The sequence below is a fragment of the Natronospira elongata genome (assembly GCF_034931365.1).
Lineage (GTDB): Bacteria > Pseudomonadota > Gammaproteobacteria > Natronospirales > Natronospiraceae > Natronospira > Natronospira elongata.
On sequence record NZ_JAYGII010000016.1, the window covers coordinates 17,030 to 36,542 of the forward strand.

General features: G+C 61.8%; 16 protein-coding genes. 7 read left to right on the forward strand and 9 right to left on the reverse strand.

Going from position 1 to position 19,513, the window contains the following annotated elements:
- Positions 1-37: 37 nt before the first annotated feature.
- From VCB98_RS08490 to VCB98_RS08505, 4 genes are all read right to left on the reverse strand, one after another.
- Positions 38-2,470, reverse strand: coding sequence for a S9 family peptidase (locus tag VCB98_RS08490; RefSeq protein WP_346051690.1), 2,433 nt, complete (start codon positions 2,468-2,470; stop codon positions 38-40).
- A 29-nt stretch (positions 2,471-2,499) separates the two neighbouring features.
- On the reverse strand, positions 2,500-3,648 hold the full coding sequence (locus tag VCB98_RS08495; protein WP_346051691.1) for a trans-sulfuration enzyme family protein: 1,149 nt from the start codon (positions 3,646-3,648) through the stop codon (positions 2,500-2,502).
- 90 nt (positions 3,649-3,738) lie between these two features.
- Positions 3,739-5,046: a diguanylate cyclase gene (locus VCB98_RS08500; protein WP_346051693.1), complete on the reverse strand. Its 1,308-nt coding sequence runs from the start codon at positions 5,044-5,046 to the stop codon at positions 3,739-3,741.
- Positions 5,047-5,239: 193 nt separating this feature from the next.
- The gene (locus tag VCB98_RS08505; protein ID WP_346051696.1) at positions 5,240-6,901 is read right to left on the reverse strand and encodes a M28 family metallopeptidase; all 1,662 of its coding nucleotides are present in this window, start codon (positions 6,899-6,901) and stop codon (positions 5,240-5,242) included.
- A gap of 205 nt (positions 6,902-7,106) precedes the next feature.
- Between VCB98_RS08505 and VCB98_RS08510 the strand changes: the two genes are divergently transcribed.
- Positions 7,107-7,793 (forward strand): energy transducer TonB, encoded by a 687-nt coding sequence (locus VCB98_RS08510; protein ID WP_346051698.1) that lies wholly within the window; start codon positions 7,107-7,109, stop codon positions 7,791-7,793.
- Between the two features lie 180 nt (positions 7,794-7,973).
- The gene (locus tag VCB98_RS08515) at positions 7,974-9,563 is read left to right on the forward strand and encodes an FMN-binding glutamate synthase family protein (protein ID WP_346051701.1); all 1,590 of its coding nucleotides are present in this window, start codon (positions 7,974-7,976) and stop codon (positions 9,561-9,563) included.
- 82 nt (positions 9,564-9,645) lie between these two features.
- Here VCB98_RS08515 and rpoD read toward each other — a convergent pair whose 3' ends face one another.
- From rpoD to rpsU, 4 genes are all read right to left on the reverse strand, one after another.
- Positions 9,646-11,523, reverse strand: a complete 1,878-nt coding sequence (gene rpoD / locus VCB98_RS08520; protein ID WP_346051703.1) for an RNA polymerase sigma factor RpoD — start codon at positions 11,521-11,523, stop codon at positions 9,646-9,648.
- A 77-nt stretch (positions 11,524-11,600) separates the two neighbouring features.
- A complete protein-coding gene (gene dnaG, locus VCB98_RS08525) occupies positions 11,601-13,388 on the reverse strand; it encodes a DNA primase (protein WP_346051705.1) in 1,788 nt (595 codons plus the stop codon).
- 122 nt (positions 13,389-13,510) lie between these two features.
- The gene (locus tag VCB98_RS08530; protein ID WP_346051707.1) at positions 13,511-13,954 is read right to left on the reverse strand and encodes a GatB/YqeY domain-containing protein; all 444 of its coding nucleotides are present in this window, start codon (positions 13,952-13,954) and stop codon (positions 13,511-13,513) included.
- Between the two features lie 27 nt (positions 13,955-13,981).
- Complete coding sequence (gene rpsU / locus VCB98_RS08535) at positions 13,982-14,197, reverse strand: 30S ribosomal protein S21 (protein WP_306729353.1); 216 nt, start codon at positions 14,195-14,197, stop codon at positions 13,982-13,984.
- A gap of 95 nt (positions 14,198-14,292) precedes the next feature.
- Between rpsU and tsaD the strand changes: the two genes are divergently transcribed.
- The 5 genes from tsaD to VCB98_RS08560 all read left to right on the forward strand — a co-directional run bounded on the left by tsaD (position 14,293) and on the right by VCB98_RS08560 (position 18,985).
- Positions 14,293-15,336 carry a tRNA (adenosine(37)-N6)-threonylcarbamoyltransferase complex transferase subunit TsaD gene (gene tsaD, locus VCB98_RS08540; RefSeq protein WP_346051710.1) on the forward strand — a complete coding sequence of 348 codons (1,044 nt, stop codon included), beginning with the start codon at positions 14,293-14,295 and terminating at the stop codon, positions 15,334-15,336.
- Between the two features lie 12 nt (positions 15,337-15,348).
- On the forward strand, positions 15,349-15,732 hold the full coding sequence (gene folB, locus VCB98_RS08545; RefSeq protein WP_346051712.1) for a dihydroneopterin aldolase: 384 nt from the start codon (positions 15,349-15,351) through the stop codon (positions 15,730-15,732).
- Entirely contained in the window at positions 15,729-16,250 is a 522-nt protein-coding gene (folK, locus tag VCB98_RS08550; RefSeq protein WP_346051714.1) for a 2-amino-4-hydroxy-6-hydroxymethyldihydropteridine diphosphokinase, read from the forward strand. Before folB ends, folK begins: the two co-directional genes overlap by 4 nt.
- A 7-nt stretch (positions 16,251-16,257) precedes the next feature.
- The gene (locus VCB98_RS08555) at positions 16,258-17,619 is read left to right on the forward strand and encodes a S41 family peptidase (protein WP_346051716.1); all 1,362 of its coding nucleotides are present in this window, start codon (positions 16,258-16,260) and stop codon (positions 17,617-17,619) included.
- Positions 17,620-17,734: 115 nt separating this feature from the next.
- Positions 17,735-18,985, forward strand: a complete 1,251-nt coding sequence (locus VCB98_RS08560) for an MFS transporter (RefSeq protein ID WP_346051718.1) — start codon at positions 17,735-17,737, stop codon at positions 18,983-18,985.
- 74 nt (positions 18,986-19,059) lie between these two features.
- Here the strand turns inward: VCB98_RS08560 and VCB98_RS08565 are convergent, their stop codons facing one another.
- Positions 19,060-19,506 carry a DUF4286 family protein gene (locus VCB98_RS08565; protein ID WP_346051720.1) on the reverse strand — a complete coding sequence of 149 codons (447 nt, stop codon included), beginning with the start codon at positions 19,504-19,506 and terminating at the stop codon, positions 19,060-19,062.
- Positions 19,507-19,513: the final 7 nt, after the last annotated feature.

Genomic DNA, 19,513 nt, shown 5'->3' on the forward strand with positions numbered 1-19,513 from the left:
CGCCCCGTTCCCTTACCGCAAAAGCGGCCAAGGCCAACTACTTCACATAGCGATCAAACAGCTTGTAGATGCGGCGGTACTGGTCCAGCCAGGCTTCGGGATGTTCGAAGCCGTGGGGTTCCAGGGGATACATGGCGTTTTCAAAATCTTCCTTGCCCAGCTCCAGCAGGCGCTGGGTCAGGCGCACCACGTCCTGGTAGAAGACATTGTCGTCCAGCATGCCACTGGTGATCAGCAGTGGCCGCTCCAGGCCTTCGGCGTACTCGATGGGCGAGCTGCGCTCGAAGGCCATGGGGTCCACTTCCGGGGTGTTGAGGATGTTGGAAGTGTAGGGATGGTTATAGGCGGCCCAGTCACTGACGGGCCGCAGGGCGGCGCCGGCGGCGAACATTTCGGGTTCCCGGAACAGGGCCATGAAGGTCATGAAGCCGCCGTAGGAACCGCCGTAGATGCCAATACGGTCCGGGTCCACGCTGTAGTTCTCCACGACCCAGTTGACCCCGTCCACATGGTCTTCCAGTTCCGGATGCCCCATCTGCCGATAGATGGCGGTTCGCCAGTCGCGGCCGTAACCGGCCGAGGCCCGGTAGTCCATGTCCATGACCACATAGCCTTCATGGGCCAGCTTGCTGTGGAACATGAACTCGCGGAAATATTGGGACCAGCCCTGGTGAGCGTTCTGGAGGTAGCCGGCGCCATGGACGAAGAACACCGCCGGATATTCCTTCTCCGGATCGAAGTCCGGCGGAAGGTAAAGGCGGGTATGAATGGGATCGTCCACATGTGAGGACGGTACTTCCACAAACTCGGGGGCAATCCAGTCCAGGGCCTTGAATTCTTCGGACACGGTGTGGGTCAGGCGCTCGGCGGAGCCCGGCTCACCGATCTTGACCGAGTAGAGCTCCGGTGGCGTCATGGCATTGTCATGGCGCACCACCAGGCGATCTGCCTTGGGTGAGAGGGCAAAGTCGTTTTGCCCGCCCAGTTCGGTGAGTTGCTCTGCCTCTCCACCCGCCACCGGGACCCTGAAGATCTCGTAGACCCCCGGATGGGGCTGGTTGGCCCGGTAGTAGAAGTATTCCTGATCCCGGTCGAGGGTGATGTTGTTGACCTTGTAGCGCCCCTCGGTCAGTGCCCGGTGGCGGTTGGGGCCGGTGGCCAGATAGAGGTGGCCGTAGCCACTTTCCTCGGACAGGTACCAAAGGCCGGAGCCGTCCCGCAGCCAGCCGAACTCATTGAAGTTCCAGTTGATCCAGGCCGGGTCGGTGAGCCGGTGCCAGCTTTCCATTTCGCCGCTGTCCGCATCCACCACCACGATCCAGCGATCCTTGTTGTCCACTGCCCGCAGCATGACGGCGGCCCGGTTGTTTTCCCGGTCCCATTCCACACCCATGAAGCGCACATCCCGCTGTTCGGGGGCTTCCAGGGCCTGCTCCACTTCTTCCCGGGGGGCGCCGTGCTCCACATGCCATTCGATGGCCTCGGGCCGCAGATCGGCCAGGGGATCGTCATTGATACCCGGCAATTCGCCCAGGTCCAGAGCCACCGGCTCGCCACCGTCCAGTTCCAGCAGCCACAACTGCTGGCCAACGGGCGGGTTCTGACCGACGCGGGTGCGCACATCCTGGGTTTCCACATAACCGCTCTCGGTGACATAGGCCGGCATGGTGCCAGTGCGGCCCCCATCCACCTGGGCAGGCTCCACCACCAGCAGCATCTGGTCGCCACTGGGAGCCAGGCTTTGCACCGGTGTGCGGATATCATCGCCAAGGAAGTGAATGCGATGATGGCGCTTTTCGTCAGCCCGGGCGATTTCCCGTTCATGCCGGGTCAGGGCCTGTTCGGTGTCGCGCTCGCGGTTCAGGGTCTTGAACAGTCGCTCCTGCTGCATGCGCAGGAAATCGAAAGAGGCCTCGTCCTCGAGTGGGTCTTTCTCCAGCCGCAAGTCCGCCAGTTCTTCCACCAGACCGGTTTCCAGGTCATAGGCATGCCAGCTCTGACCGCTGCGCCAGGCCACCCGAAAATCATCGGCGAGGAAGCGGACCTCGGTGGCCGGCCGGGCGCTGCGGGTTAGTTGGCGGATTCGGCCATCGTCCAGATGTTTGACGAAGACATTGCCGTCATGGGCATAGGCCAGGCGCCGCTGGGTACGGTCGAGGGAGCCGTTGGCGGTACCGATTCGACTGAGCTGATCAGCGGCAAGCTTTTCAATCTCGCCACTCTCCATGTCGAGTTGAAAATAGTCGCGAATTTCCTCGCCTTCCTGCTTTTGCTGAAACACCACATGGCGGCCATCTTCCCGCCAGTAGGGGGATTCCGGCGCCTGACCCAACCAGTCCGGGTGGTCCATGATGCGTTCCAGGGTAATGCCCTCGCCGCTTTCGGCAAGGCTATTGCTGCAAAACAGGGCCAGTAGCAGTCCCGCGGTCAGCAGGCTCGGGCCGGGTGGTGTGTGTCGCCGTTTCAACATGCGCTTACCTCTGTCTTGGTGATTGAAAATTAGGGTTGGCTGATCACTTCAAGCGCCTCTGTCAGGTCCTGCCAGAGGTCGTCGATATGTTCCAGGCCAATGGACAGCCGAATCAGATTGCCCGGTGTCGGGCTATCCTTGCCTTCAATGGAGGCGCGGTGTTCGATCAGACTCTCCACGCCGCCGAGGCTGGTGGCTCGTGTAAACAATCTTGTGCCGGCCACCACATCCAATGCGGCCTGTCGGTCGCCATGGACGGTAAAGGAAAGCAGCCCGCAATCAGGGACCGACTGCTGTTTGGCCAGTTCATGACCGGGATGTTCCGGCAGGGCCGGGTGAAATACCGCCGACACGGCCGGGTGTGCGGCAAGGCGACGGGCCAGATCGGCGGCGCTGGCCGCCTGGGCCCGAACCCGAACCCCCAGGCTGGACAGACTGCGCAAAAGCAGCCAGCAATCAAATGGGGCGGGGACGGCGCCGCCGCTGGCCTGAATCTCCCGCAGTTGCTCGGCTTGGGAAAAGTCGGGGCCATGGATGACCACACCACCCAGCAGGTCGCTGTGGCCACCCAGATACTTGGTGGTGCTGTGGACCACCAGATCAATGCCGGCATCCAGTGGATTCTGAAAGACCGGCGTGGCCAGGGTGTTGTCGCAGACCGTGATCAGCCCGTGCCGCTGACCCAGGCGGGCCAGTGCGGCCAGATCGCTGATGCCCAAGAGGGGATTGGAAGGGGTCTCGATCCATAGCAGGCGGGTCTCTGGGCGGATCGCCTTTTCCACCGCCGCCACTTGGGTGGTATCCACGAGGTCGTGACTGATGCCCCAGTGGGCGAACAGGGTTTTCAGCTGGTGACGGGTGCCGTGATAGGCATCCCGGGTGATCAGCACATGCTGGCCCGGTTGCAGCAACTGCAGGACGGCCATGGTGGCGGCGCTACCCGAGGCGAAGCAGACCGCCTCGCTGCCCTTCTCCAGGGCGGCGAGGCACTGTTCCAGGCTGTGTCGGGTGGGGTTGGCCTGGCGGCTGTAGCTGAAGCCGCGGGGGTAATCCCCATCCGCGTCCCTTTCGAAGGTACTGCTCATGTGGATTGGGGCGGTAACGGCCCCGGTGCTTTTGTCCACGGCACGGCCCCGGTGAATGGCCAGGGTGTCGGGATGCAGGGATTTCGGGGGCATGACAGTCTCTCGCTGGCGCCATTCCAACGAGAGAACTTACCACGAAGCGCGCCCGTCCAGCTAAGCCGGGAAGGTCAGAACACAGTCGCTTCAGCCGTTGGCGGCCTGGGATTCGAATTCCTCCGCGCTCAGGGTAATCACCTGATTGCGCCCCCCTTCCTTGGCCTTGTAGACCGCCGCGTCAGCCACTCGGAACAGATCTTCCATGGACACTTCCCGGCCCAGGGGCCGGGAGGTGACCCCGAGACTGGCCGTGACGTGGATGCCTGCGGGCTCCAGGGATTCGACTGCCTCGCGCAGTTCCTCGCCCCGCTGCACGGCCCCTTCACTGTCGCAATGGGGCAGGATGAGCATCAGTTCCTCGCCGCCGAAGCGCACTGCGAAGTCCTCGTTCCGGCATTTCTCCTTCAGCATCTCGCCAATGGCGGCAAGCACCTCGTCGCCGGTCAGATGCCCATGGGTGTCGTTGATCTGCTTGAAATGGTCAATGTCGATCAGTATCAGACTCAAGGGGAAATCATGACGATTGGCTTCACTGAATGACTTGTTGGCAAACTCGGACAGGGAGTTGCGATTGTAGAGGCCGGTGAGCTGATCAATCATGGCCAGTTCGTAGAGATGCCGGCGCTGGGCGCGGACCTGGTCGAACAGCTGCTTGTTGGAGATCAGGTTGCTGACGCGGGCCACGACTTCCTCTTCCACCACCGGTTTGGAAATGAAATCATTGACTCCGAGGCGGAATAATTCCATCCGTCGATTGATGTCATCCATGCCCGATACGGCAAGGATGGGAACCCGGGCCTTGTCGGGGAACTTCTCGCGGATACGGCTGACCAGGCCCATGCCGCTCATTTCACCTTCCACCAGGATGTCACTGACCACCAGGTCATAGGCGTGTTTGTCGAAAGCCTCAAAGGCGTCTGACGCTGATGTGTAGTGGTCGACTTCCAGGCCCAGTCGCTCGAGGATCCTTAGCATGACATGGGCCACGACGGTAGAGTCCTCGACATAAAGGACGCGCCCGGAGATGCGTTGATCATCCTCCTCGACAAAGCGGGCGGCCTGATTGAACAGTTCTTCGATGTCAGTCTTGGGATGGATGTCGGTGGCGCCCGCCTCGAAGGCCTTGAGGCGGGCCTTCTTGTCTTCGGTGGAGGTTAGAAGAATGAGCGGCACGTGGCGACCCCGGCGCGTCTTGCGGGCTCGGCGGCAAAACTCGATGCCATCGGTGTCCGGCAGAGTGAGCGATACGCAAACCAGATCCACCCGGCGTTTGCCGAGCATTTCCAGGCCTTCCTGGCCCGAGGCGACCATGATGGGCTCGTGGCCGGCCTTGAGGACCAGTTGGTGCCACATCGCCCGGAAGACCTTGGAATGGTCCACCACCAGAATATTCATCTACACTCCCCAAAGTTCAGGCCCGTCCCCAGGCCGTCGGTCCGGTTGATCAGAATAGGCGTCAATTCCATCCCCGGAGTGAGTAGGGACAAAATTGCTCTGTCCCAGGCTCACGCTCCCGAAGTTTCCCCTTTAATGACATATAACGCCATAACTGGCCCGCATTGCAATGGGGCCATGCCGTCTGTCCGCGTCAGTGGCCCGCTTGTCGGTCTTCGTCCCGAATCTGTCGAAATTCACTGTCTTCGTACCAGTTGGGAAAGGTATCGCTCTCGGCCAGTGCCAGGGCGAGCTGAAACATGAGGCGGGCATCGGCAAGCAGGCCGCGGTAGTCTGCCTCCGGGTCAAATTCATCGGCCGGTCGGTGGTAGCGATTCTGCTGGTAGTCATCCAGCTGAGCCTGTCCATATGACTCGCCATGCTCAACATGGTCAATTCCCGGGTTGGGGTAGAGCACGGGGACGCCCACCTTGGCGAGGCTGAAATGGTCGGAGCGGAAGAAATAGCCCCGCTCCGGATGAGGTTCAGGGCGCAATTCACGATTCTCTTGTTCCGCCAGTTCTGCCAGCCACTCTTCCAGTTCCGAACTGCCGTAACCGACGATGGTGATATCCCGCGTGGGGCCAAAGTCGTTCATGCTGTCCAGGTTGATCCCCGCTACGGTCAGATGGGGTTCAAATATCGGCTCACGCGCGTAATGGGCAGAGCCCAGCAGGCCCTGCTCTTCCGCGGTTACCAGCAGGAAAGCCACACTGCGGCGTGGAGCCTGCTCCAGTTTGGAAAAGGCGCGGGCGATCTCAAGCACCGCCGCCGTGCCACTGGCATTGTCCACCGCCCCGTTGAAGATAATGCTGTCATCGTCCGGGTCCGTCCCCAGGTGATCCCAATGGGCCATGAACAGGATGGTCTCATCCGGCCGTTCGCGGCCGGGCAGGTAGGCGATGACGTTATCGGATTCCGACTCCCGGAAACGGTTTTCCATGGTCGCTTCTGCCGACAATGGCAGGGTCTGGGGGCGGAAGTCCGCGGCCAGCGCCTGCTCCGTCATGTCTTCCAGGGAGCTGTCCACCGTTTCCAGCAGGCGGTCGGCGACATCCCGACTGATCCAGGCTTCCATGTCCAGCGCCTGATCCCCGTCTTCCCCGGCCAGGCTCATTTGCGGCCCGGACCAGCTACCGGCCACCACATCCCAGCCGTAGCCGGCCGCGTCGTCTTCATGAATGAGGATGGCGCCGGCGGCCCCCTGGCGGGCGGCCTCTTCAAACTTGTAGGTCCAGCGGCCGTAGTAGGTCATGGCCCGCCCGTTGAACAGATCCGGATCTTCCGTGAAGACGCCGGGATCATTGACCAGCATCACTACCGTCTTGCCGCGCACGTCCACATCGGCGTAGTCGTCCCAGTCGTACTCCGGTGCGACCGTGCCAAAGCCCACGAAGACCAGCTCGCTGCCCTCCAGGCGGACGGTTTCTTCCTGTCGGCCGCTCCAGAGCATTACCTCCTCGCCGTAGCTCAATTCCCACCGTTCTCCGCCATGGTGGAGAATCAGATCAGTGGTCGGGTCCAGGGTGGTTTCCAGCAGCGGCACCGTCTGGGTGTATGTGCCCTCGTTGCCCGGTGCCAGCTCCATTCCCTGGAACTCGCGGCTGAGATACTCCACGGTTCGTTCCCCACCGGCAGTGGCGGGTGCCCGGCCCTGAAATTCATCCGAGGCCAGGATGCGGATGTGTTCCCGAATCCGTTCCTTCTCGATCCAATCGGCGGCGGCCTGATCCCCCTCCCTGGCGTCACAGGCAGTCAGTGTGGTCAGGACCAGGGTCAGCCCGGTCAGGACGAATGGCAGCTGGTGCGTGCGCATGAGAAAAAGCTCCCTAGAACACAAGAGGAAAACGGCGATCTGCAGTTTAACCCGGCGCCGAGACGAACGCAGCCATGCCGCCTCTCCCAAGACTGAGGCCGTTGGTCGGGAAGAAGGGCGCTGACGGTTTGACCCGCGGGCTTCCATCCCACATAGTGAGGGTGGGCCAGTCCCTTCTGGCTCGAAAGCTCCATAGGGGGTCGCCATGAGCTATAAGACAGTTTCCCTGAGTCCGCTCACTCTTCTGATTGCAGCCGCGGCTTGCGTCAGTCTATCCATGCCTCTGCTGGCTGAAGAGCCGGACGAGGAAGAGGAGTCTTCCCAGCGCAGTGAATCCCGCAGTGGAAGTTCCACGGATTTGGGCAGTTATCGGGTCGGTCGTCCCGGGTCTTCCAGGCTGGGTTCTTCGGACAGTCGCGACATGGAGATCGAAAGGCCGGGTTTTGACAGGGAGAGTATGCGCATGGATCGCAGCGACTTTGCCCTCGAGCCGGAGTTCGGCAGCGGTGGCGTTGAACTGGGCGTGGATATTCGGCCCAGCCGCGATGAACGCGGGGATCGTCAGGTACTGGAGCAGGATCGCCAGGTCAGCGAAGACGAGCTTGAATCGGGTGACCTGGATGATCGCGAGTTGCGTCCACTGCGTGTGGAGGCGCCTCGTTACCCCTCCAATGCTCACCGTAATGGTATTGAGGGTTTTGTGATTGTTCGCTTTGTGGTGAATGAGAACGGCGAGACCGAAAATGTCCGGGTGATGGAATCCAGCCCCGGCGAGGTTTTCGATCGGGCCGCTCGACGCGCCGTGGAACGCTGGCGTTTTGAGCCCAGGGTGGTGGATGGCCGCCCGGTGGGCACCGAAATTCAACAGACCATTGATTTCACCATCGACTGATCCCGGGACAAAAATCCGGTTTGATGACGGCCCCCGATTGGGGGCCGTTTTTTTTGTCACGGCCCTGGCTGCTTGCCTTTGCAGTTCTCGAGTGAAATGTGGCGATTTGCCCTTGCCGGAACGGAGGCCTATTGTTGTAGGGCCTTCGCTTGCAATTGATTCAGGCTCGGAGTTGAATCCATGTCCGCCAAAATGCTGGTTCTGATCACCCTTGCTCTGTTGATCGCATTATCCGTCGCCATGGTCGCATTGGTCGGCGGAGGCTGGTGGGTGGCACTCGGCCTTGTGCTGTTATTGACTGCTGTTGCCATCCGGGATCTGATTCAGAGCCGCCGTACCCTGTTACGCAATTTTCCGCTGATTGGTCATGGCCGTTACATCATCGAGGATTTTCGCCACCACTTTCGTCAGTATCTGATTGAGTCAGACCGGGATGGCAATCCCTTTAGCCATGAGCAGCGGGCACTGGTCTATCGCCGTGCCAAGGGGGTCAACGATGTGGTGCCATTCGGCACCATTCAGAATGTTTATGGCTCCGACTACGATTGGCTCAACCATTCCATGTCGCCGAGCAGAAAGCTGGAGGAAGAGCCTCGCGTTCGAATCGGCGGTGAGGACTGCAGCAAGTCGTTTGATGCCTCCCATTTCAATATCTCGGCGATGAGTTTTGGTTCTCTCTCGGGGCGGGCCATCGCCGCCCTGAATCAGGGGGCACGCAAAGGCGGTTTTTTTCACAACACCGGTGAAGGGGGAATCAGCGAACACCATCGACACGGTGGCGACCTGGTCTGGGAGATTGCCAGCGGCTATTTCGGCTGTCGTGATGACAAGGGTGGCTTCGATCCGGCGCAGTTCGCGGACAAGGCGGGTTATCCCCAGGTTCGTGCCATTGAGTTGAAGCTCTCCCAGGGGGCAAAGCCTGGTGGTGGTGGTATGTTGCCGGCCTCAAAGCTGACCCCGGAATTGGCAGCCGCGCGTGGCGTGCCCATGGGGCAGGATGTGATTTCTCCCTCCTGCCATAGCGAGTTCTCCACTCCCACCGGCTTGCTGGAATTCATCGCGCGCCTGCGGGAGTTGTCGGGTGGGTTGCCGGTGGGTATGAAGCTGTGCCTCGGTCGTCGTGTGGAGTTCATGGCGGTGGTCAAGGCCATGCATGAGACCGGGATCAAGCCGGACTTCATTACCATCGACGGCAGCGAAGGCGGTACCGGGGCCGCCTCACTGGAGCTATCCAATCATGTTGGCATGGCCCTGAGGGATGCCCTAGTGTTTGCCCACAATACCCTGGTGGGCGCGGGCTTAAGGGACCAGATTCGGGTGATAGCCAGCGGAAAGGTCATTTCCGCCTTCGATATTGCCCGCAACATCGCCCTCGGGGCTGATCTGTGTAATTCCGCACGGGGAATGATGTTTGCCCTGGGCTGCATCCAGGCCCGGAAATGTGAGACCAATCGCTGTCCCACCGGGGTGGCAACCCAGGACCCATTGCGGGTGAACGGTCTGGATGTGGCGGACAAGGCAGAGCGTGTCTATCGCTACCATCGCAATACCATCAGGCATTTGCTGGAATTGGTCGCGGTGACCGGCCTTGATCATCCCGGGAAATTCTCGCCGGAGCTGTTTCACCATCGTCTCAATGAACGGAAAGTGATCAGCTATCATGAGTTTTACCATTGGCTGAACCCGGGGGATCTGAAGGATTCGGGGGCGACCCTGCCGGCCTGGTATGCCGAGCCCTGGGAAAGGGCACGCCCGGATAGCTTTCGCTGAATTAATCAGAGGTTCCTTAACCATGAAAAAGCCCCACCTCGATCCGAGGTGGGGCTTTTGGCGTTCAGGCCGCTGGTACTTCTCAGTCTTCCAGAAAGGAGCGAAGCTGCTCGGACCGCGTGGGATGACGCAGCTTGCGCAGAGCCTTGGCTTCGATCTGGCGGATCCGCTCCCGGGTGACGTCGAATTGCTTGCCCACTTCTTCCAGGGTGTGGTCGGTATTCATGTCGATACCGAAACGCATCCGCAGCACCTTCGCTTCGCGAGGGGTCAGACCCGCCAGTACATTGCCGGTGGCTGAGCGCAGACCGGAAGCCGTGGCCGAGTCAACCGGGCTGATCACGGTGATGTCCTCGATGAAGTCACCCAGGTGAGAGTCTTCGTCATCGCCGATGGGTGTCTCCATGGAGATGGGTTCCTTGGCGATCTTCATCACCTTGCGGACTTTCTCCTCCGGCATTTCCATGCGCTCGGCCAACTCATCCGGCTGAGGCTCCCGGCCCATTTCCTGCAGCATCTGGCGGGAGACGCGATTGAGCTTGTTGATGGTCTCAATCATGTGCACCGGAATACGGATGGTGCGGGCCTGGTCCGCAATGGAGCGGGTGATGGCCTGACGAATCCACCAGGTGGCGTAGGTGGAGAATTTGTAGCCGCGGCGGTATTCGAATTTATCCACCGCCTTCATCAGGCCGATATTGCCTTCCTGGATCAGATCCAGGAACTGCAGGCCCCGGTTGGTGTATTTCTTGGCAATGGAAATGACCAGCCGCAGGTTGGCTTCCACCATTTCCTTCTTCGCCCGCCGCGCCTTGGCTTCGCCAATGGACATGCGGCGATTGATTTCCTTGATCTGGGCGATGGGCAGGTGGTTCTCCTGCTCCAGCTCCACCAGCATTTCCTTGAGCCGAACGATCTCGTCCCGGTGACGGTTGAGGCCGGAAGACCACTTGCGCTTGGCGCGGATCTGACGGTCCAGCCACTCGGCGGAGGTCTCATTGTCCGGGAAGCACTTGATGAACTCCTTGCGGGGCATGCCGGCGCCCTTGACGGCAATCCGCATGATTTCCCGTTCAAGCTTGCGGATGGCGGTCATGACTTCCCGCAGCTCCGCGGAGGCACGATTGACGAAGCGCACATTGAGCTTGAAGGCCAGGAAGCGTTCCGCATTCTTTGCCACCAGCTCCTGGGACTTCTTGTCTTCCCAGCCGTGCTTTTTCAGCGCCCGAATCATCTTGTCGTGGGCGCGCCGCAGGGCGGCCATGCGCTTCTCCACTTCCTCCGGATCGGGGCCGTTATCCTGGGGTTCTTCGTCGCTGTCCTCGTCTTCCTGGGCCTGGACCTCTTCTTCCAGGGTTTCCGGGTCGCGGAAGCCGGTGAGCAGGTCGGGCAGGCGGGTTTCACCGGCCTGCACGGTTTCATATTCGGCCAGTAGCAGACCGCCGGCACGAGGGAAGCGAGCCAGGGATTCCAGGGCCTGGTTGAGACCTTCTTCGATCCGCTTGGCGATCTTGATCTCGCCCTCACGGGTCAGCAGCTCCACCGAGCCCATTTCCCGCATGTACATCCGGACCGGGTCGGTCGTGCGCCCAAATTCGTTGTCCACCGCTGCCAGGGCCGCTGCGGCTTCCTCGGCTGCGTCCTCATCGGGACTGACTGCCGCGTCTGACATCAGCAGCTGATCCGAGTCCGGGGCCACCTCATGGACGGCGATACCCATGTCATTGATCATGTTGATGATGTCTTCGACCTGTTCCGGATCGACGATGTCGTCCGGCAGGGCATCATTGACCTCGGCGTAGGTGAGGAAACCCTTCTCCTTGCCGACCGCGATCAGTCGTTTCAGCTGCTTCTTGCGATCCTGTGCCATAGTCCGGTACTGTTCACTCTTGAGGGCTGAAGGAAGCGCGTCCGATTTTCGCGGACAGTGAAACAGGCCAGTATATCTGCCAGTGCCCAAACTTTCCAGTTTTTAAGGGCACACTGGTTCCTGTCGCGCCGTTTTTTCTGGCAACGCCGGCCCGCGCAAGTTCCCGCTCAGCCGGCCTTTTCCTGGGCCGCCCGCGCCTGCTGCAGGGCCCGTAATTCCTCTTTTTCCGTCTGGTCCAGGCCATCGCTGGCCGCCTTGTCCAGAAGTTCGGTCATTCTCGCCGCAATCGCCCGCGGCCCGGTCAATCGCGCCAGTATGGCGTCCAGGTGCCGGGCCAGGTCCTCGTCCTCGCCTGGCACGCGGGTGGTGGCAAGCTTTTCCAGGTGGGGATGGGCCTGCTCACCCCGCCACCGTTCCAACAGGGTCGCCGTTCTGATCTCGGGCTCTGCCCGACAGATTTCAAGCATCTTCGCCAGGGTGTCCGCGCCTGGCAGATCCAGCGTTGCCAGTTTGGGCTGTTCCGCTACCCGCGTGGCGATCCGCGGCGACTGCAGCAGGATTGCCAGGGCTTCCCGCACCGGGGTCAGCCGAATCTGCAGAGGTGCCGGCCGCTGGATTCGGGGCCGGGTGGGGGCGGCCGTGTCTGGGGCTGGCTTGCTGCTGGGGGCGGTCTCGGTGGCATCGGCCAGCATGGCGGCCCAGCGCGCCGGATCGAGGCCGGCGGCATCGGCCAGTTCGTCGGAGAGCAGCTCACGATAGACCCGGTCGCGAACTCGCGCCAGCAACGGTCGGGCCTTTTCCACCAGCGCCGCCCGACCTTCGGCCGTGCCCAGGTCCAGGTCTTCACTCAAATGGCGCCGCATCCAGCGAGACAGGGATTCCGCGCCAGCAACCCGTTGCTGGAAGGCATCGGCCCCTTCGCGGCGAACCATGGAGTCCGGGTCCTCGCCCTCCGGCAGGAAGAGAAAGCGGACCTCCCGCCCGGCTCGGAGGGCCGGCAGGGCGTTTTCCAGCGCCCGCCAGGCCGCCTGTCGGCCAGCCCGGTCACCGTCGAAGCAGCAGACCACCTCGCGGGTGATCCGGAAGGCCTTGTCCAGATGATCCGGTGTGGTGGCGGTACCCAAGGTGGCCACCGCCCAGTGGATGCCGGCCTCGGCCAGGGCGATGACATCCATATAGCCTTCCACCACCAGCAAGCGCGGAATACTGCGCAGGGCCTGACGGGCCTCATAAAGGCCATAGAGCTCGCGGCCCTTGTGAAACAGGGGGTGCTCGGGGCTGTTGTAATACTTGGGCCCCTGGGCTTCCCCGATCACCCGGCCGCCGAAGGCGATGGTCCGGCCGCGACTATCGCGGATGGGGAACATGACTCTGCCCCGAAAGCGGTCATAGAAGCGCCCGGAATCCTTGCGGACCAGCATGCCCGTGCTCAGCAGGGCCTCACGGCGGGCGTCGCTGTCGACGCTGTCCAGCAGGCCGCTCCATTGATCGGGGGCGTAGCCCAGTCCGAACCGGGCCGCGGTTTTGCCCGAGACCCTGCGGCCCTGAAGATAGGCCTTGGCGGCCTCCGATTGGCGAAGCTGGCGGCGGAAATAGTCATCGGCGTGGGCCAGGGCGGCCCGCAGATGGCCGTCCGGGTCGGGGCTGGGGGCGCTGGCCTCGGTGGGGATCTCCAGGCCGACCCGGTCGGCCAGATCCTGTACTGCATCGCGGAAATCCAGATGGTCGAACTCCATCAGGAAGCTCAGCGCGGTGCCGTGGGCGCCGCAGCCGAAGCAGTGATAGAACTGCTTGTCCGGCACCACGTAAAAGGAAGGGGTTTTCTCGGTATGGAAGGGGCAGCAGGCGGCATATTCGCTGCCCTTTTTCTTCAGCGGCACACGGCTGTCGATCAGGTCGACAATGTCCACCCGTTCAAGCAGCTCATCAATGAAATGCTGGGGTATGCGTGCCATCTACCTTTGCCACTGGGCTGGTGTGTCTGGGGATCCACCACGGGGCCGCCGACGGCGGCTGAGCACTGGCCCCGATAGCAAAGCATAGTCGATTGTGGCGGGCGGAGTATGCCCGGGAGTGATCAGCCCAGGCGGGCCTTGACCTTCTGACTGACCGCGCCCATGTCGGCGCGGCCCTGAATCTTGGGCTTGAGCAGGCCCATGACCTTGCCCATGTCCTTCATGGACCCGGCCCCGGCATCGCTGATGGCGCCCTCGATCAGGGATTCCAGCTCGGCATCATCCAGCTGTTCGGGCAGGTATTCTTCCAGGATGACGATTTCGGCCGCTTCCTTGTCGGCCAGGTCGTCCCGGCCGCCTTCCCGATACTGCTTTTCGGAGTCGCGCCGCTGCTTGACCATTTTTTCCACCACCGCGGTCATCGCCGCCTCGTCCAGCTCGACGCGCTCATCCACTTCCCGCTGCTTGATGGCGGCGGAGAGCATGCGCAGCACGGACAGGCGCTCACGCGCTTTCTCGCGCATGGCGGTCTTGGTATCGGCAAGGATGCGGTCGCGAAGGCTCATGGCAGTGCTCGGCCCCGATGCAGTCGATCAGTAGGGGCGCTGACGGCGAGCCTTTTCGCGGGACAGCTTCTTCATGTGGCGCTTCACGGCCGCGGCCCGCTTGCGCTTGCGCTCCTGGGTGGGCTTTTCGTAGTGTTCGCGGCGACGGACTTCGGTCAGCACGCCGGCCTTCTCGCAGGAGCGCTTGAAGCGGCGCAGGGCCACCTCAAAGGGTTCATTTTCTTTCACGCGTACGCTGGGCATGTAAACTCTCACCTCTGATGAATCGTTCTCCAGGCGGCCACAGGGCGGCGCCGGGGAAAGGCGCGCAATTCTATAACCATTGGCGAGGCATTGCAATGCGGGTGCTGGGGATCGAAACTTCCTGCGACGAAACCGGGGTGGCCGTCTATGACGGTGCCGACGGCTTGCTGGCGCATCAGCTTCACAGCCAGGTGGATTCCCACGCCATTTATGGCGGCGTGGTGCCCGAGATTGCCTCCCGAGACCATATCCGCAAGCTGGCTCCCCTGGTGGAGGCGGCCCTGGCCGAGGCGGATTGTGATGGCAGCGCCATCGACGGCGTCGCCTACACCGCCGGTCCGGGCCTGGTGGGGGCCTTGCTGGTGGGCGCCAGTCTGGGACGTTCCCTGGCCTGGGCATGGGGTGTGCCTGCCCTGGGCGTGCACCACATGGAGGGTCATCTCCTCGCCCCCCGCCTGGAGCCCGACCCACCGGATTTCCCTTTTCTCGCCCTGTTGGTCTCCGGCGGTCACAGCATGCTGGTGGCGGTGGAGGGGCTGGGTCGTTACCGGACCCTGGGTCAGTCCATCGACGATGCCGCCGGCGAGGCCTTTGACAAAACGGCCAAGCTACTCGGTCTCCCTTATCCGGGCGGGCCGGCCCTGGCGGAGCTGGCCGCCGGCGGCCGCCCGGGTCGCTTCGATTTCCCCCGGCCCCTGACCCGCAAGCCGGGGCTGGATTTCAGCTTCAGCGGCCTGAAGACGGCGGTGGCCTATGCCTTGCGCGATGCGCCCGATGAGCCGGGGCTGGCGGCGGATATTGCCCGGGATTTTGAGCAGGCCATGGTCGATACGCTGGCCCTCAAATGCCGGCGGGCCCTGCGTCAGACCGGTCTCAAGCGTCTCGTGGTGGCGGGTGGGGTTGGCGCCAATCGCCGCTTGCGCGCCGCCCTGGCCGAGCTGGCGGAGGGGGAGGGTGTTTCCCTGCACTTTCCCCGGCCGGCCTTCTGCACGGATAATGGTGCCATGATTGCCTATGCCGGTTACTGCAGGTTGGCCGCCGGTGAATCGGTCGGGCCTGAGATTTCGGTGCGGGCCCGTTGGCGCCTGGATGAACTCAAACCGCCGGGCGATGCGCTCGGCTGCAGTGCCGCCGGCTGACAGAGGAATGTAATGGATACTGTTTATATTCGTGGTCTCAAGGCCCGCACGGTGGTGGGCATTTTCGAATGGGAACGGCGCCTGCCGCAGGATGTGGTCCTGGATATTGAAATGGCCACCGATATACGTCCCGCGGCCAGCAGTGATGCCATCGAGGATGCCCTTGATTACAAGACCGTTGCCAAGGCCGTGGTTGAGCATGTGGAATCAAGCCGTTTCCAGTTGGTGGAGGCCCTGGCGGACTCGATTTGCCGCCTGATCACAGTCGATTTCGGTGTCAGTGAAGTCAGTCTGGTATTGAACAAGAAGGGGGCGCTGAGCGATGCCGCTGACGTTGGCGTGTGTATCCGCCGCCGGGCCGAGGATTATGCGGCAGCCACGGAGGTGGCGGAATGAGGTCGGTTTACGTGGGTGTGGGCAGCAATATCGCGCCCGAGCAGCAGGTGCCCATTGCCGTGGCGGCGCTGGCTGACCGTTTTGAGGGGGTTACCGCCTCGCCGGTCTATCGCTCCCGGGCCGTGGGTTTTGATGGTGAGGATTTCCTCAATCTGGTGGTGACATTTGATAGTGAGGCCTCGCCGGGGGATCTCGCCCGGATAATCGACGAGATCGAGCGGGACTGTGGGCGTGAGCGTGGTGGTGAGCGTTTTGCACCGCGGCGGATCGATCTGGATTTACTGCTGGTGGGAAATCACGTCTCGGCCAGCGGTGAGCGACCGGAGCTGCCGCGTGGCGAGATCCTGCGCTACGCTTTTGTATTGAGGCCCTTGGCAGAATTGGCCCCTGATCTGGTCCATCCTGTGGAAGGCAGGCCAATGGCGACTATCTGGCGGCAGCGCCAGCCCGAGATTGACGGGGGCGATCTGCGACGGGTTGATCTGAGATGGCCAGAAGGCGTCCAAATTGCGGAGTAGAAATGTAATGAGCGAATCAATTCACAGGCTGAAGCGAGGCGCCGTTATTGGCCTGATTCTGCTGTCCGGGTTGTTCATTAGCGCCTGTCTGGATGACATCAATGAGCAGCAGTCCCAGGCCTTCAGCAAGGCCCAGTCCCAGTTGGCCTGTTCGGTTCAGGGTCAGAACCGCTCCGTAAAGAGCATCATGGAATTCTGGTACCTCTACGTGGACCAGATGCCCGATCGCGACCCCAATGATTTTTCCTCCCCTCGGGAAATGCTGGCGGCCTTGCAGGTCGATCCGCCGGACCGTTTTTCCTTTATCAGTGAACGGGAAACCACGCTCAATTTCACCGAAGAGGGCCGACGGATTGGTATTGGTGTGCAGTTGGCCCTGATGAATGCCCCCGACGACTATCGGGTGGTGGATGTATTTGCCGATGCGCCCGCCGATCAGGCGGATGTGCGCCGCGGGGATCGAGTGTTGCAGATAAATGGCCGCAGTGTGCAAGAGCTGTTCAATACCGGACAGTTGGGCAGCGCTATGGGGCCGGAAGAGGAAGGCGTGCTTGTCGAGCTGGACATGGAACGGGCTGATGGCGAAGAGCAATACAGCGTCAGCCTTGAGAAGGTGGAGTTCGTCGTCGACCCGGTGGTAAGGCTGAATTTCTTCGATTTGTCTGATGACCGGCGTGTGGCCTACTTTCATTTCCGCAACTTCATCGTGCCCGCAGCCGATCGCTTTGACGATGTCTTTGCCGAGCTCTCCGAAGAGGCTGTCGATGAACTGATCATCGATATGCGCTACAACGGCGGCGGGCGGATTGCGGTGGCGGAGCAGTTGGCGTCTCAGATTGCCGGCGACGCGGTTCAGGACGAGATCTTCGTACAGTTGGTCCACAATGAAGCCCGAACCGACCAGAACAGGATTCGACGTTTTGGTGAAGAGATTGGTGCGTTGGGGCTGGACCGCCTGCTGGTCATTGCCACCGAACGGACTGCCTCGGCCAGTGAACTGGTGGTCAACGGTCTGAGGCCCTTTATCGACGTTGAGATTATCGGGTCACGGACCTTTGGCAAGCCGGTTGGCTCTTATGGCTTCGAGATTTGTGACCTCATCATGTTCCCGACGGCCTTTGCCACCCTGAATGCCCTCGACGAAGGCGATTACTTTGATGGCCTCCCGGCCACCTGCGAGGCTGCGGATGATCTGGCGCTGCCGTTGGGCGATGAAGAGGAGTCCAGCCTGGCTGAAGCCCTGCACTTCCTGGAGACCGGCCAGTGCGACGCCGAGGCCGGCCGTCTGGCCCGGGAAGTCCAGCCCTTGCACCGACCGCAAGTCGGCGGGCCGGACGGCTGGGATCCGATCCACACGGGTATCCACTAGGCGCCCACAGGGGGGGATACCCCCTGTGGGCGCATGGCCTTTGCAGCAACACCTGCTTTTCCGTCAGTCTCGAGTCATTGCCCGTCCATCCGCTGGCAAGGGAGTCTAGTTCGCTGTGCGCCACACCCTGTTGTCATTGGCCGCCCTCCTGTTCTCTACCTTCCTCCTGCTTCTGGGCAGTGGCCTGCTGGGTACGCTGCTCAGTCTGAAAATGGGCCTGGAGGGGCTTCCCGACCCCGTTATTGGGATCATCATGGGGGGCTTCTACGCGGGCATGATGCTGGGCGGGGTGATCTCCTACCGCATCATTCGCCAGGTGGGTCACATCCGGTCCTTTGCCGCCTTTGCCGCCCTTAGTTGTGCCGCCATCATGGTTCACGGGCTGACCATCAATCCCTGGTTATGGTTTCTGCTGCGCCTGATCAATGGCGCCACCATGATGGGGATGTTCATCGTCATTGAGAGCTGGCTCAACGAACGGGCCGAGCCGGGCATCCGGGGCCGTGTTTTCTCCTTCTACATGGTGATCAGCTTCCTTGGTCTGGGGCTGGGCCAGTTCCTGCTCAACCTGGCCGATGTGGAAGGCCTGGAGCTCTATCTCATCGCCGGGCTGTTGTTTGCGCTTTGCCTGGTCCCCATTGCCTTGAGTCGAACGGTCCATCCCCAGGCGCCGGAGGGCAGTCGCACCCGACTCCGGCATCTGGCCCGCCTGGCACCTTTTGGTGTGGGCGGCTGTCTGGTCGCCGGCCTTGTCTTCGGTGCCTTCTATGCGCTGGGTGCTGTGTATGCCACCAATATCGGTTTGGATACCGCGGGTATTTCATTGTTGATGGGCGTGGCCGTGCTTTCCGGCCTGGTCTTGCAGTGGCCTGTGGGGCACCTGTCGGACTTTTATGATCGCCTGAACGTGCTCACCCTGCTGCTGGCATTGGTGGCTTTGCTTACCCTCGCACTGGCCCTGCTTGGCCAGACGGGGATGGTGCCGCTCTTGCTGCTGGCTGGCTTGTTCGGTGGGGTGGGGGCTACCATTTATCCGGTCTCGGTGGCCCATGTCACCGACTACGTCAGTCAGCATCAACTGGTTTCCACCAGTGCCACGCTGATCAAGACCTATGGCGTGGGGGCGACGCTGGGACCGCTACTGGGTGCCTTGTTCATGGCCGTCCTTGGCCCGGAAGGTCTGTTCTTCTTCATGAGTGTGGTTTGCGCTGTCGCTGCCACCCTGATCGCCGTGCGGCGCAAGCCGGCAGCCGTCGCGGTGGAGGATCAGGAACCCTTCGTGGCCATGCCCCGCACCGGCTCAACCCTTATCTCGGAGATGGATCCGCGTACGGAGTCGGATGAGGAGCAAGTAAGGGAGAGCTAGGGTGTTTCGGGGCCAGCTAGATCAGTAAGCTCCCTCGCTGTAATCCCAAAAGCCAGCTCGGGCGTGGAGGGAGCTCAGGCGGGCGGCGGATGGGGGGCGTCAATCTTCTGGCCGCAGCGCTGACAGTGGCGGTCAAATAACACCCCATGGCAGTTCTCGCAGTTGCCCAGGGCGCTGATTTCGGCTACAAGCCGCAGTGTGCGGCGGCTGGCGCGCATGCTTCCCCCGAAACGGCACAGGCCGTCGGCGCGCATGGCCTCGGCCGGGCCGGCAATGTAATCATCCAGCGCCTGACGATCACGCAGGCGATAGCTGACCGTCCGCCGGGCCCAGCGATCTTCGGCTTGTTCGTCGTTGCGAAGAATACGGGCGGAGAGAAAGCCGGGCTGTTCCAGCAGGGCCTGGACATGGCCACTGAGCCAGTCGTCAAAGGCTGCCTTTTGACGGGGGCTGATCTCCAGATTGACTTCGTAGATCAGCTCCCCGCCTTTTGATTCCAGCTCCCCCCATTCTTCGCGCATGGGTGAT